Raw genomic sequence first — 13,285 nt, 5'->3', positions numbered from 1 at the left:
TGCCGCCTCCCGCGCCGCGAGCCGGGCCCCGCTCAGAAGTGTGTCACCGGACGGTCTTGTTGCACACCATCAATGGCAACATCCACTTTCTCGTCGTAGAAAGCGAGGAGTCCGGTCACTTTCTGTGACTCCGGTAGTGGCGTTCGGTACGTCCAGACCACATTCGAGTGGACAGCACCGGTATCGAGCACGACGTCCCAGTACGTCGCCGCGCCCTTGTACGGACAGTGGGTGACGAGCGTCGTCGGGCGCAGGAGGTCGAGCCGCACGTCGGTGATCGGCAGGTAGTACCGGGGCGGCAGCGACGTCTCGAACAGAATTCGCGGCTGGCGCGAGTCGGCCACCACGACGCCGTCCAGGCTGACCTGCACGTGCCGGCTGCTGCTGAGGATGTCGACCCGCTTGTACGGGTCGCGCGGGTGGACGTAGACCGGCTCGTCCTCCTCCAGCCACTCGTCCATCGACGCCCAGTCGAGCCGGACCAGCGCGCGCAGCTCGGGCAGCGGCGAGTCGGGGTGGGTCACCGCCGCGCTCTTCAGCGTCCGGTCCGGCAGGACGACGTCGTGCACCAGCCCGTCGCCCCGGCTCGGCGACCGGCTCACCTCACCGGTCGCCACCAGCTCGGCCAGGACGTCGTCCCGGGGCAGGTAGTAGGTCGGGTAGTACGGCTTCTCCCAGACCAGCACCGGGGCGTCCGTGTCGGCCACCACGCGGCCCCCGGCCAGTGCCCGCACCCGCTTGCGCCCGGTCTCGACGCGAACCAGCCCGCGATTGCTCATGCCTGGAGATTCTTCACCGAATCCGGTCCATGTCGAGCACGTACGTCGTCCGTCCGCCGTCGGCCGGCCAGGCCACGACGTCGTCGTGCAGCGCGACCGCGAGCAGGTCGTCGTCGTCGGTCAGGTAGCCGAGCGGCACGGTCCGGTCGCCGGCCAGGTCCAGCAGCTGGAGCAGCCGGGTGTGGTTGCCGATCGAGTGCCCGAACACCGGCAGGTACCGGTGACGCAGCGGGGTCAGCCCCGACCAGCTGGACTCGAACTCGTCCCACGTGCGGCGGTTCGAGCCGTCGACCCGCTGGGTCGTCACCGGGTAGCCGCCGTCGCCGACCTCGACGCACCAGATCGGGCTGCACGCGTCCCGGCGGCTGGTCGGGTGGAAGTTTGCGATCCAGTGCTGCCCGGTATCGACGTTCCACAGCGTCGGCGGCGCGGTGACCAGCGACTCCGGCGCCACCGGGTTGAGCACCAGCCAGGGCCAGTACACCTCGTAGGAGTGCGCGGTGTGGTCGAGCAGGTGGGGGGCGCCGCCGTCGGCCGGGACCGTGCGGATCCCGTCCTCGGCCGGGCCGTAGACCACCTGGTCGCCGGCGAGCGTCACCGAGAACGTGTCCCGCGGGTGGGCGACCTCGTCGAGCAGCGTGAGCTTCCGGTCGCTCCACCGGTAGCTGTAGATCCGCTCGGGGAACCCGGCGCGGTGCACCCGCCAGGCCATCCGCTGGCTGTCGGCCTGGACGCTGGAGATGATCGCCGGGTTCTTCGGCGACTGCTCGAACGAGGCGATCAGGCGCGCGGTGAGGTTGTCGGCGCCCTTCTGCACGAGCCGCAGTTCCGCGTTCCCCGGGGTGCCGAACGTGTGGATGACGATGTGCCGGTCCGGCAGCACCGCGTCCACCGTGAACGTCCGGCCGCCGATCGACGACGGCAGCTTCGTCACCGCATCCGGCCAGAGCTGCTCGGCCGAGGCCGGCCGCTCGGCCACCGGGGCCTTCTCGCCGACCCCGGTCACCTTCATCAGACCGACGGTCCCGAGCACGAGCAGGACCGCGACCGCGGTCGCGACCACGGTCAACCCGCTGCGCCGCCGGGCCGCGCGGTCGGACACGACCCGGTACAGGTCGTCCGGCGGCGGTGGCGCGCCGTCGGCGGCCCGGTTCAACGTCCTCATGAGGACGTCACCCAGCGCGTGATCCTCGGGTTGCGGGTCGTCGGGATGGGGGACGTCGAGGCGGGGGTCAGGCATGTCGCCTCCAGTCGGTCGTGAGGATGTCGGGGCCTTGGACGTCGGGGTCACGGACGTCGGGGGTGAGCGGGCCGCCCGGGGCCTCGAGGTGGGCGCGGAGCGTGCGCAGCCCGCGGAGCGCCTGGCTGCGCACGGTGCCCTCGCTGATGCGCAGCCGGTCGGCGATCACGTCGTCGCCGAGACCCTCGTAGTAGCGCAGCACGAGGACGGTCCGCTGGCGCGGCGGCACCGCGCCGAGCGCGTCCCAGACCCCGATGTCCTCCTCGGCGCGGGTGATGCCGGGATCGACGGCCCATTGATCGGGCACCGCGTCGACGAGCCGTTCCCGGCGACGTTTCCGCCACCAGCTGACGTGCAGCCGCGCCATCGTGGTGCGGACGTACGCTTCCGGGTCGTCGCGCTTGCGCACCCGGCCCCAGGCCCCGCGTAACCGGATCAGGGCCTCCTGGACCAGGTCAGCGGCGTCGTGCGGATTGCCGGCCAGGACGTACCCGTACCGGGTGAGCGCGGCGGAGCGTTCGGCGACGAACTGTTCGAACCCGTCGGGCTCCGGCATACCCACCTCCCCGTTCCTGCCCGGGACGCGCGGGGCCCCAGTTCCGTTGCACGGTCCCCCGCCCGGGAATCGGATCGCCGGCCGGGCGACCGCGGTCCCGCCCGGGCGGGGAAGGTCGGTCCGGAGCGGGATCCCGGACAGGTTCGTCCGGACGGTGTCCAGGACCACCGGGGGTCAGCGGCGGCGGAGGCGGTGCGCACGTCCGCCACCGCCACCCTCCCTCTCGTGGTTCCAGGTAACCACCTCGGGACGGTTCATTCAGCGTCCACAAGAGAAACGGACACCGATACCAGAAGCGGTGCAAAGGTGCGCGACAATGGGGACATGACGTCTCGCCCCGGCATCGACACCCCGGACGCCCGCGGGCGCACCGGCCTCCACCTCACCGGCCGTGACCTGCACGGCAACCCGGACGTCGAGGTCCTGGACGTCGAGCTGCTGTCGTCGAACTGGTCGGTGCTGCGCAACAACACCTACACCTACCGGCACCGCGACGGCCGGGTCACGACCGAGACCCGGGAAACCTACGACCGCGGCAACGGCGCCACGATCCTGCTCTACGACGCCTCCCGCCGGACCGTGCTGCTCACCCGCCAGTTCCGGTTCCCGGCCTACGTCAACGACCATCCGGACGGGATGCTGCTGGAGACCGCGGCCGGCCTGCTCGACGGCGACGACCCGGAGACCGCGATCCGGCGCGAGGCCGAGGAGGAGACCGGGCACACGGTCGGCGAGGTCGAGCACGTGTTCGAGGCCTACATGAGCCCGGGGTCGGTCACCGAGCGGCTGAGCTTCTACGCGGCGCCCTACAGCGCCGAGAGCCGCACCTCGGCGGGCGGCGGCATCGCCCACGAGGGCGAGGACATCGAGGTCGTCGAGCTGCCGATCGAGCGCGCGCTCGCCCTCGTCGAGTCGGGCGAGATCGAGGACGCCAAGACGATCATGCTCCTGCAGTGGGCCGTCCTCAGGGGGCCGTTCCGAGGCGCCTGAGCTGGCTGGCGATCTGCGCCCGGGCCTTGCGCTGGCCACCCCGGACCGCGATCGCCTCCGACAACTCGGTCAGCGTCCGGATCAGGTGCGGACGGTCGACGTCGTAGCCCCGGCGCTCGCACTCGTCGGCCCAGTCGGCGACCCCGCGGTGCCCACGGGCCCGGTTGCAGCGCGAACAGGCCGCGACCTCGTTCTCGAGCCACGACGGCCCGCCCTTCACCCGCGGCACCACGTGATCGGTCGTCGCCCGGACCAGCCGCCCGAACTCCCGTCCGCACCACACGCAGGCCGCGCCGTCCCGGGCCATCCGCTCGGCCAGCCGGTCGGCCCGCCCGAGCGGTCCGGAACCTCGTGAAGCACTCATCACGTTCATTCAACGCACACGGAGTGCACAGGCATCCCTACCCTCTTGACACGGCGCCCCCCAAACTCTGACCCTGTTGCGTAGAGCGCACCCCGTTTCGCCTTCCGCATCGCCGCGGGCCCATCCCCATCGATAGAGGTGACGCGATGATCCCCGTCTGTCCTCTGGACGACCTGCCCCCCGGCGAGGCCCACCGGCTGGACGCCGTCACCCCGCCGATCACCGTCTTCCGCACCGAGGACGGCGAGCTGTTCGCTCTCGACGACACGTGCACCCACCAGGACGCCTCCCTGGCCGACGGCTGGATCGAGGGCTGCGCGGTCGAGTGCCCGCTGCACGCCTCGCGCTTCGACCTGCGCACCGGCCGCCCCGACGGCCTGCCGGCCAAGATCGGAGTCCGCACCCACGAGGTGCTGGTCGTCGACGGCACGATCCACGTCGTCCCCTCCGCCGCCGCCCCGAATCTCCCCCCGGGCGCCCAGCTGCCCGGCGTCCACTAGGAGGCCCTGATGCCCACGGCCATCGTCGTCGGAGCGGGAATCGTCGGCAGCGCGATCGCGGACGAGCTCACCCAGCGCGGCTGGACCGAGGTCCTGGTCCTCGACCAGGGCCCGCTCTACGCGACCGGCGGGTCGAGCTCGCACGCGCCCGGCCTGGTGTTCCAGACCAACCCGAGCAAGACCATGACGAACCTCGCCCAGTACACGGTCGAGAAGCTCCAGGGCTTCGGCGAGAGTGCGTTCCGCCCGGTCGGCGGCCTCGAGGTCGCGACGACGCCGGAACGGCTCCGGGAGCTACACCGCCGGGCCGGATTCGCCGCGTCCTGGGGCCTCCCGGGCCGGGTCCTCGACCCCGACGAGGCCGCCGCCCTGCACCCGTTGCTCACCGCCGACAAGATCCTCGGCGCGTTCCACACGCCCACCGACGGCCTGGTCCACGCCGTCAACGCGGTGACCGCCCAGGCCGAGCGGGCGATCGCCCACGGCGCGAAGTTCCTCGGCGGCCACCGCGTCACCGGCGTCCGCACCCGGCCCGACGGCCGGGTCGCCGGCGTCGACACCGACCGGGGCAGCTTCGACGCCGACGTCGTGATCGGCGCGGCCGGGTTCTGGGGCCGCCAGTTCGGCGCGCTCGTCGGCCTGACGATCCCGCTCCTCCCGCTGGCCCACCAGTACGCGCGCACGGGTCCGATCGCTCCGTTGGCCGGCGCCACCCGGGACGCCACCGCGCCGATCCTGCGTCACCAGGACAAGGACTTGTACTTCCGCGAGCACGGCGACCGCATCGGCATCGGTTCCTACGCCCACCGTCCGATGCCGGTCGAGCGGATCCGCCGGCACGACGAGTCGTCGGTGATGCCGAGCGTCGAGGAGTTCACCCCGGCCGACTTCGACCCTTCCTGGGAAGACGCGGTCGCGCTGCTGCCGTCGCTGGCCGAGACCAAGGTCGACGAGGGCATCAACGGCATCTTCTCGTTCACCGCCGACGGGTTCCCGCTGATCGGCGAACACCGCGAGCTGCCCGGCCTGTGGATCGCCGAGGCCGTCTGGGTGACGCACTCGGCCGGCGTCGCCCGGGCCGTGGCGCAGTGGGTGACGAGCGGCGACCCCGGCCTCGACGTCCACGAATGCGACCTGTACCGGTTCGACCCGGTGCAGCTGACCGACTCCTACGTGCACCAGCGCGCCGAGCGCAACTTCATCGAGGTGTACGACGTCCTGCACCCGCTGGACCCGCCGGCGAACCCGCGGCCGTTGCGGGTGAGCCCGTTCCACCCCCGGCAGCAGGAACTCGGCGCGGTGTTCACCGAGGGCGCGGCCTGGGAGCGTCCGCTGTGGTTCGCGGCCAACGAGGGCCTGCCCGAGACGTCGGGGATACCGAAACGCGACGACTGGTCGGCCCGGCACTGGTCGCCGATCGCCGGCGCCGAGGCGCTGGTCACCCGCGAGCGGGTCGCGATGTACGACATGACCCCGCTGACCCGGCTCGAGGTCGCCGGCCCCGGCGCGCTGGCGTTTCTGCAGCGGATGACGACGAACAACCTCGACAAGGCGCCCGGCGCGGTCACGTACACGCTGCTGCTGACCGAGGCCGGCGGCGTCCGGAGCGACCTCACGGTGGCCCGGCTGGCGCCGGACCGGTTCCAGGTGGGCATCAACGGTCCGCTCGACCTCGACTGGCTGCTGCGCCACGCGCCGTCCGACGTCTTCATCCGCGACATCACCGGCGCGACCTGCTGCATCGGGCTCTGGGGCCCCCGGGCCCGGGACGTGCTCAGGCCGCTGACCAGCACCGACGTCTCGCACCCGGCGTTCGGCTACTTCAAGGCCAAGCACCTCGCGGTCGGCGACGTGCCGGTCGACGCGCTGCGCCTCTCCTACGTCGGTGAGCTGGGCTGGGAGCTCTACACGTCGGCCGAGCTGGGGCTGCGGCTCTGGGACACGCTCTGGGAGGCCGGTCAGGCCCACGGCGTCGTCGCGGCCGGCCGGAGCGCGTTCAACAGCCTGCGGCTGGAGAAGGGCTACCGGCTCTCCGGTACGGACATGACCACCGAACACGACCCGTACGCGGCCGGGCTCGGGTTCGCGGTCCGGCCGGACAAGGACTTCGTCGGACGCGACGCGCTGAGCGCACTCGGCGAACCGTCGTCGAGACTGACCGTGCTCACTCTGGACGACGTGTCCGCGGTCGTCCTGGGCAAGGAGCCGGTGTACCAGGGCGACGAGCCGGTCGGCTACGTCACGAGCGCGTCCTACGGCTACACGATCGGGCGCTGCGTGGCCTACGCCTGGCTGCCGGCCGGCCTGCAACCGGGCGACGGCGTCGAGATCGACTACCTGGGCACCCGGCTCGCCGCCACCGTCGGCACCGAGCCGCTGTTCGACCCGAAGATGGAGCGGATCCGGAAGTGACGACGTACGACGTCATCGTGCTCGGGCTGGGCGGGATGGGGAGCGCGGCCGCGCACCACCTCTCGGCCCGCGGGCACCGCGTCCTCGGGCTGGAGCAGTTCGGACCGGCGCACGCGCGGGGCAGCAGCCACGGCGGGTCGCGGATCATCCGGCAGTCCTACGCCGAGGATCCGGCCTACGTGCCGCTGGTGACGCGGGCGTACGAGCTCTGGGACGACCTGGAGGCGGCCACCGGCGCCGACCTGCTGACGCTGACCGGTGGGCTCTACCTCGGGTCGCCCGATTCGCCGACGGTCACGGGCGCACTGGCCGCGGCCACCGAACACGGGCTGCCGCACGAGTATCTGGACGCGGACGCGATCCGGTCGCGGTTCCCGACGCTGAACCCGGGCCCCGACACGGTCGCGGTCTACGAGGACCGCGCGGGTTTCGTCCGCCCCGAGGCCGCGGTCGCCGCCCAACTGGCGATCGCCGGCCGCCTCGGCGCCGACCTGCACTTCGAGGAACCCGCGCTCGAGTGGTCGGTGCACGCGGGCGGTGTCGCGGTGACCACCGCCCGGGGCACGTACGCGGCCGATCGGCTCGTCGTCGCGCCCGGGGCCTGGGCCCCGCGCCTGACCGGCCTGCCGCTGGTGGTGGAGCGCCAGGTCCAGTACTGGTTCGCGCCGACCGGCGGCGTCGAGCCGTACCTGGACCACCCCGTCTATCTCTGGGCGGACGAGACCGGCTCGTCGATCTACGGGTTCCCGGCGATCGACGGACCGCAGGGTGGCGTCAAGATCGCGTTCTTCCGGCGCGGCGGAGCCGGAGCCGATCCCGACGCGCTGGACCGCGAGATCCATCCGGAGGAGGTCGCCGCGATGGCGGCCCGGGCCGGACGCGACCTGCCGACGCTGCCGGGCACGTTCCTGCGCGGTGCGGCCTGCATGTACACGACGACGCCCGACGAGAACTTCGTGATCGCGACCCGGGACCGGGTCACGGTCGCGTGCGGGTTCTCCGGACACGGGTTCAAGTTCGTCCCGGTCGTCGGCGAGATCCTCGCCGACCTCGCGATCGACGGCACGACCCGGCATCCGATCGCGCTGTTCGACCCGGCCCGTTTCTCTTCGGTGGGGAGCCCGTCATGACGATCCTGGATCAGCCCAGCCTGCTGGCCACGCTGCCGGGCTCCTACTACACGGACCCGGCGGTGTTCGCGGCCGAGCAGGAGAAGATCTTCGAGCCGATGTGGTTCTGCGCGATCCGGGCGGACGACCTGCCCGCGGCCGGCGCGTTCCGCACCGTCCAGGTCGGGCGGGAGAGCGTGATCCTGGCCCGCGGCCGGGATCAGGCGATCCGCGGGTTCCTCAACGTCTGCCGTCACCGCGGAGCGCAACTCTGCGCCGACGAAGAGGGTTCGGTCGGTAGGGCCTTCCGGTGCATGTACCACGCCTGGACCTACGACCTGACCGGGAAGCTGATCGCCGCACCGAACATGGCGAGCATGCCCGACCTGGACAAAAAGGCCTACGGCCTCGTGTCGGTCAGCGTCCGCGAATGGCTGGGGTACGTGTGGGTGTGCCTCGCCGATTCGCCTCCCTCCTTCGAGGACGACGTCCAGGGCGCCGTCGTCGAGCGGCTCGGCGATCTGGCCAGCATCGACGCGTACGACCTTCCGTCGCTGAAGGTGGGGCGGCGGATCCGGTACGACGTCGCGGCGAACTGGAAGCTGATCGTCGAGAACTTCATGGAGTGCTACCACTGCGCGACGATCCATCCGGAGCTCGTCGAGGTGCTGCCGGAGTTCGCGAACGGGTACGCGGCGCAGTACTACGTGGGGCACGGCGCGGAGTTCGGGGCGGAGATCGAGGGCTTCACGGTCGACGGGTCGGCCGGTCTCGACCGGATCCCCGGGGTGTCGGACGCCCAGGACCGGCGGTACTACGCGATCACGGTCCGGCCCCAGGTGTTCATCAACCTGGTGCCCGACCACGTGATCTTCCACCGGATGATCCCGCTCGCGGCCGACCGGACCGTCGTCGAGTGCGACTGGCTGTACCTGCCCGGGGTCGTCGAGTCGGGGCGGGACGTGTCGGCGTCGGTCGAGCTGTTCCACCGGGTGAACCAGCAGGACTTCGACGCCTGCGAGCGGACGCAGCCGGCGATGAGCTCCCGGGTGTACGCGCGGGGCGGGGTGCTGGTGCCGAGCGAACACCACCTGGCCGGGTTCCACGACTGGGTGCGGGCGCGGCTGGCCTGAGACGTCCGGTGAGACGGGCTCCCCCGTGGCGCCCGTCTCTCCGGCCCGGGTGGACGCCGGGCCAGCTCCTATCCATCCGCATTCGCCGGGCTCGGGATACCTTCATGTCGGGTTCCGGACGATGTGTCGACCACCGGATGGGGGTCGCCTGTGGACCTCGGACGGACGGCTCGCTCCCCCAGTAGCGCGAGGCCGGCCGGGAGGAGCACCCCACGCACCACAGTGGCGTCCAGGAGGATCGCCACGGCCGCGCCGACGCCCAGCATCCGGTACTCGATCGCCGACAACGTCATGAAGATCGAGAACGCGGCGACCATGATCACCGCGGCCGAGGAGATCACCCCGGCGCTGGCGGCGACGCCGTCGACGATCGCGGTCCGGGCCGGCCACCGTTCCTGGATCCGGCTGAGCAGGAACAGGTGGTAGTCCATGCTCAACCCGAACAGGAGCACGAACAGGAACAGCGGGAGCCAGCTGACGATCCCGCCGTAGCCGGTCCGGTCCTGGAAGACGAACGTCAGCACGCCGTAGGCGGCGCCGACCGAGAGCAGGTTCAGCGCGATCGACACGGCCGCGACCAGCGCGGACCGGAACACGACGAACAGCAGCACGAACGCCAGCCCCAGCACGAAGACCAGCACGAACGGCGTGCGCCGGGCGAGCTGGTCGGCGAAGTCGGCCGCGAACGCCGTGCGCCCGGCCACGGCGACGTGCAGGCCATCGATGGTCGTGGCCCGGAGCTTCGCCAGGGCGTCGACCGATTCCCGGTCGGTGCCGTCGCCGGGGAGCGGCACCCGGGCCACGACGACGTCGCCGTAGCGGGTCGCGGTGACGCGCGGGTAGCCGGCCAGTGCTGTCTCGACGGTGGCCGGGTCGACCGCGCGGTCGTCGTCGGACCAGACGACGACCCGGGCCGGCGAGGCGGCGCCGGGGAACGGGTCGTTCATCCGGTTGGCCGCGTCGATGGCCGGCACCGAGCGGGGCAGGCTCGCGGTGACCGGGGCGTCCTGCAGGTGCATCCCGAGCGCGGGGGCGGCGATGGCCAGCAGGAGCAGCGCAGCGGCCCCGCCCCAGACGGCGGGCCGCCGGGTGACCGCGGTGGCGAGCCGCTCCCAGAACACCGAGTAGTTCGCGCGCCCGCCACCGCGGCGACGCGGGAGCCGGCCCCGGTCGACGCGGTGGCCGAGGGACGCGAGCACGGCCGGGAGCACGGTGAGCGCGCCGAGCACCGCGACCCCGACGACGATCGCGATCCCGGCCGTGGCCCCGCGGAACACGTCGATGCCGGTCCAGAGCAGCCCGCTCAGGCACAGCACGACGATCGCGCCGGACACCAGGATCACCCGCCCCGACGTGGCCCCGGCGATCCGGACCGCGGCCCGGACGTCCCGCCCGGCGGCCAGCTCCTCCCGGAACCGCCGCACCGAGAACAACGCGTAGTCGACGCCGACCGCGACGCCGATGAGCAGCACCATCGTGTAGGCCGCGCTGTTGACCGCCAGCCAGTGGTCCACGATCGAGATCAGCGCGAACGTCGCGATCAGCGTGGTCGCGGTGAGCAGGATCGGGATGCTGGCCGCGACCAGCGCGCCGAACACGACCAGCAGGATCACGATCGTCAGCGGCAGCGAGATCCGCTCGGAGTGGCGGACGTCGGCGCCGATCGCCCGGTCGACCGCGATGGCCAGGCTCCGGTCGCCGGCCTGCGCGAACCGGGTCCGCGGGTGGCGGGCGGCCACCTCGTCGACGAGGGTGCGGACCGCGTCGGCGCGGGCGGAGCTGCCTTTCAGCACGCCGCCGACCTGGTACGTGACGAGCGCGAGCCGTCCGCCGTCGGCGAGCCTCTCGGACGCGTCGACCGGGGACCAGACCTCGGCGACCCGGGTGCGGTCCGCGCGCAGCGCGGCGGTCAGGTCGGCGACCGCGGACCGCACCGCGGCCGGGTCGGCCGGGCCGATCAGCATGTTCTCCTGGGTCGCCTGCGCACCGTCCTGGCGGTTCAGCACCCGCTGGGCGACGCCGGTCTCCCCCGGGTCGCTGCTCCGGGCGCCCGGGCCGGAGATGGCTCCGCTGACCACCACGGCCAGCACCACCGCGGCCAGCCAGCCGGCGATCGTCAGCAGGCGATGTCGGGCCGACCACTCGGCCAGGCGTCCGGGCACGCCGAGGGAAGATTTGCGCAGGCCGTCCATGACCTGGTGTCCTTTCGCCGGAGGGGCGTTCACGAGAGCTCGCCGCGAGGCGAGGAACTGCTACTCCACTGGGCCGCCGAGTTGCCGCTCGGCGGCCCAGACCTACTCCACTTCGGTGAGGACCTGCTCGAGTTTCGTCATGCGTCCGCGCAGGTCGGACAGCTGGCCGGACAGGTCGGCCAGCTGCTTGTTGGCCTCTTCCTGGCCCGCGACCGCCCGCGCGGTCAGGTCGCGGTACTCGGTCTCCCGGCTCAGCGCGGCCTTCGCCCGCCAGGTCGCGAACAGCTGATAGATCGTCACCGTGACCACGACCGTGATGAACGTGAAGATGCCGATCGCCCCGGCGACCTCGGCGAGGTCGTGTCCGTCCATGGTCAGTCTCCGTTCGGGGGGGTTCTGGTGAGCGTCGGCACGGCCGCGGTGATCGAATCCGGGGTCAGCTGGAACGCGAACTCCGTGACCTCGTAGTACCGCCGGGCCTTGCCGTCGTCGGACACCTCCATCCGGGAGGTGACCAGGCCGGCCGCCTGCAGCTTGCGCAGGTGCACCTGGAGCAGCGGCCGGCTGATGCCCAGCTCGCGGGCCAGCCGGCTGACGTAGGTGGGTTCGGTGCGCAGCGCGGCGACCACCCGCAGACGGTGCGGGTTGGCCAGCGTCGCGAGGACCGCGACCAGCTCGTCGCCGGTGGGCGGCGAGCGGGTCACGGGAGCGTTCGTTCCGACATGCCAACAGAAGTTAGCAGGTGCCAACCCTGGTTCGCATCAGGAATCACCCGGACACGCTTCCTTTGTGGACGCGGGATCCACCCATGGCTCGAGGGATCGGAGCAAGATGGCACCGAGAGCCGGCCGATGGATCAGTGAGGGGCCCGGATGGAACCGCGAACCGTACCGACCGGCACCCGACTGATCGCGCTCATCGCTCGGAGCCTGGTGGCGGCGGCGCTGGCTGTAGTGGCGGGCGCGGCTGTGCCGGCGGGAGCGGGGGCGTCGCCCGGGCCGGGCGGGGCGTTCGTCGATCTCACCGCGTCCGGCGGCGAGAGCCGCGCCGTCCGCCTCGCGCCACGCGGCGCGCTGGTCGGCAACTCCGCCCCGGCCCCCGACGGCACGTACACCGGGTTCGTCCGTTTCCCGGACGGCGCGACCCGGTCGCTCGGCCCCCTGGGCCCGCACGCTCAAGCCCTCGACGACCAGGGGGACGCCGTCGGCTGCACCGCCGCCGGCACCGGGCTGTACTGGCACGACGACACGCTGACCTACCTCACCCGGCCCGGCCGCTCGACCTGCCTGTACGCGATCAACGACCGGGGCGAGATCGCCGGCGCCTCGGCCGCACCCGGTGGCGGCGAGCGGGCGTTCGTCTGGCGGAACGGGGTGTACACCGACCTGGCCACGCCGGCCGGACGGGCGTCCACCCCGATCGCGATCAACGAGCGGGGCCAGGTGCTGGCCCGCGTCTTCGGGGTGACCGCGTCCGTCCCGATCCGCGCGACCCTGTGGACGGACGGCCGCCCGGCCGACGTCGGCGAGATGGTCCCGTCCGCGCTCAACGACGACGGAGTGGTGGTCGGGACGTCGAACGGGCACCCGATCCGCTGGGCCGACGGCCGCTCGACCGACCTGCTGCCCGCCGGCGGTTCGAACGTGAGCGTCGCCGACGTCAACCGGGCCGGGGACGTCGTCGGCACGGTGAACGACCGCCCGGCGCTCTGGCACGACGGCCGGCTCACGTACCTGGCCGACGCGGGCGAGGCGACCGCGATCAACGACCGCGGCGACGTGACCGGCGTGGTCCGCGCCGGCGACGTCCCGACGGTCTTCCGGTGGCGCCACGGCACGCTGCGTAGGCTCCCCAACCCCCCGGGGACGACGTACTGCTACCCGGTGGGCGTCGACTCGTCGGGCACGGTCGCCGGAAACGTCACCGTGGGGAACGTCAACCACGCCGTGCTCTGGACCTGACCGCCGACCGGTAGGATCGGCCGCGGAACTCCGAACCGGTCGTCCGAGA

At 72.3% G+C, this 13,285-nt stretch carries 13 protein-coding genes; 6 read left to right on the top strand and 7 right to left on the bottom strand.

Annotation, left to right across the window (positions count from 1 at the left end; all coding sequences use genetic code 11):
• Positions 1 to 32: 32 nt before the first annotated feature.
• The 3 genes from FL583_RS32445 to FL583_RS32435 are packed head-to-tail and all read right to left on the bottom strand — an operon-like array spanning position 33 to position 2,575.
• A complete protein-coding gene (locus tag FL583_RS32445) occupies positions 33 to 779 on the bottom strand; it encodes a DUF427 domain-containing protein (protein ID WP_142708699.1) in 747 nt (248 codons plus the stop codon).
• A gap of 13 nt (positions 780 to 792) precedes the next feature.
• Positions 793 to 2,019: a hypothetical protein gene (locus tag FL583_RS32440; RefSeq protein WP_142708698.1), complete on the bottom strand. Its 1,227-nt coding sequence runs from the start codon at positions 2,017 to 2,019 to the stop codon at positions 793 to 795.
• Positions 2,012 to 2,575, bottom strand: a complete 564-nt coding sequence (locus FL583_RS32435; RefSeq protein ID WP_142708697.1) for a SigE family RNA polymerase sigma factor — start codon at positions 2,573 to 2,575, stop codon at positions 2,012 to 2,014. Before FL583_RS32435 ends, FL583_RS32440 begins: the two co-directional genes overlap by 8 nt.
• A gap of 324 nt (positions 2,576 to 2,899) precedes the next feature.
• Between FL583_RS32435 and FL583_RS32430 the strand changes: the two genes are divergently transcribed.
• The gene (locus tag FL583_RS32430; protein WP_142708696.1) at positions 2,900 to 3,565 is read left to right on the top strand and encodes an NUDIX domain-containing protein; all 666 of its coding nucleotides are present in this window, start codon (positions 2,900 to 2,902) and stop codon (positions 3,563 to 3,565) included.
• Here the strand turns inward: FL583_RS32430 and FL583_RS32425 are convergent.
• Positions 3,540 to 3,929: an HNH endonuclease gene (locus FL583_RS32425; protein WP_170323977.1), complete on the bottom strand. Its 390-nt coding sequence runs from the start codon at positions 3,927 to 3,929 to the stop codon at positions 3,540 to 3,542. The genes FL583_RS32430 and FL583_RS32425 overlap by 26 nt on opposite strands.
• 146 nt (positions 3,930 to 4,075) lie before the next feature.
• Here FL583_RS32425 and FL583_RS32420 point away from each other — a divergent pair, with 146 nt between their 5' ends.
• The 4 genes from FL583_RS32420 to FL583_RS32405 are packed head-to-tail and all read left to right on the top strand — an operon-like array spanning position 4,076 to position 9,083.
• Positions 4,076 to 4,429, top strand: a complete 354-nt coding sequence (locus FL583_RS32420; RefSeq protein WP_142708695.1) for a bifunctional 3-phenylpropionate/cinnamic acid dioxygenase ferredoxin subunit — start codon at positions 4,076 to 4,078, stop codon at positions 4,427 to 4,429.
• 9 nt (positions 4,430 to 4,438) lie between these two features.
• Positions 4,439 to 6,841 carry a GcvT family protein gene (locus tag FL583_RS32415; RefSeq protein WP_142708694.1) on the top strand — a complete coding sequence of 801 codons (2,403 nt, stop codon included), beginning with the start codon at positions 4,439 to 4,441 and terminating at the stop codon, positions 6,839 to 6,841.
• A 35-nt stretch (positions 6,842 to 6,876) separates the two neighbouring features.
• A complete protein-coding gene (gene solA / locus FL583_RS32410; protein WP_420843226.1) occupies positions 6,877 to 7,971 on the top strand; it encodes an N-methyl-L-tryptophan oxidase in 1,095 nt (364 codons plus the stop codon).
• On the top strand, positions 7,968 to 9,083 hold the full coding sequence (locus FL583_RS32405; protein WP_142708692.1) for an aromatic ring-hydroxylating oxygenase subunit alpha: 1,116 nt from the start codon (positions 7,968 to 7,970) through the stop codon (positions 9,081 to 9,083). Before solA ends, FL583_RS32405 begins: the two co-directional genes overlap by 4 nt.
• Before the next feature lie 68 nt (positions 9,084 to 9,151).
• Here the strand turns inward: FL583_RS32405 and FL583_RS32400 are convergent, their stop codons facing one another.
• The 3 genes from FL583_RS32400 to FL583_RS32390 all read right to left on the bottom strand — a co-directional run bounded on the left by FL583_RS32400 (position 9,152) and on the right by FL583_RS32390 (position 11,979).
• Positions 9,152 to 11,275, bottom strand: coding sequence for an MMPL family transporter (locus FL583_RS32400; protein WP_142708691.1), 2,124 nt, complete (start codon positions 11,273 to 11,275; stop codon positions 9,152 to 9,154).
• A 102-nt stretch (positions 11,276 to 11,377) separates the two neighbouring features.
• A complete protein-coding gene (locus FL583_RS32395) occupies positions 11,378 to 11,647 on the bottom strand; it encodes a hypothetical protein (protein WP_142708690.1) in 270 nt (89 codons plus the stop codon).
• A gap of 2 nt (positions 11,648 to 11,649) precedes the next feature.
• Entirely contained in the window at positions 11,650 to 11,979 is a 330-nt protein-coding gene (locus tag FL583_RS32390; RefSeq protein ID WP_142708689.1) for an ArsR/SmtB family transcription factor, read from the bottom strand.
• 168 nt (positions 11,980 to 12,147) lie between these two features.
• On the opposite strand from FL583_RS32390, the gene FL583_RS32385 reads away from it, so the two are divergent.
• Positions 12,148 to 13,236, top strand: a complete 1,089-nt coding sequence (locus FL583_RS32385; protein ID WP_142708688.1) for a hypothetical protein — start codon at positions 12,148 to 12,150, stop codon at positions 13,234 to 13,236.
• Positions 13,237 to 13,285: the final 49 nt, after the last annotated feature.

This window comes from Cryptosporangium phraense (assembly GCF_006912135.1).
Classification (GTDB): Bacteria; Actinomycetota; Actinomycetes; order Mycobacteriales; family Cryptosporangiaceae; genus Cryptosporangium; species Cryptosporangium phraense.
The sequence above is the reverse complement of the archived record's forward strand: the minus strand, read 5'-3'. Positions and strand labels throughout refer to the sequence as shown.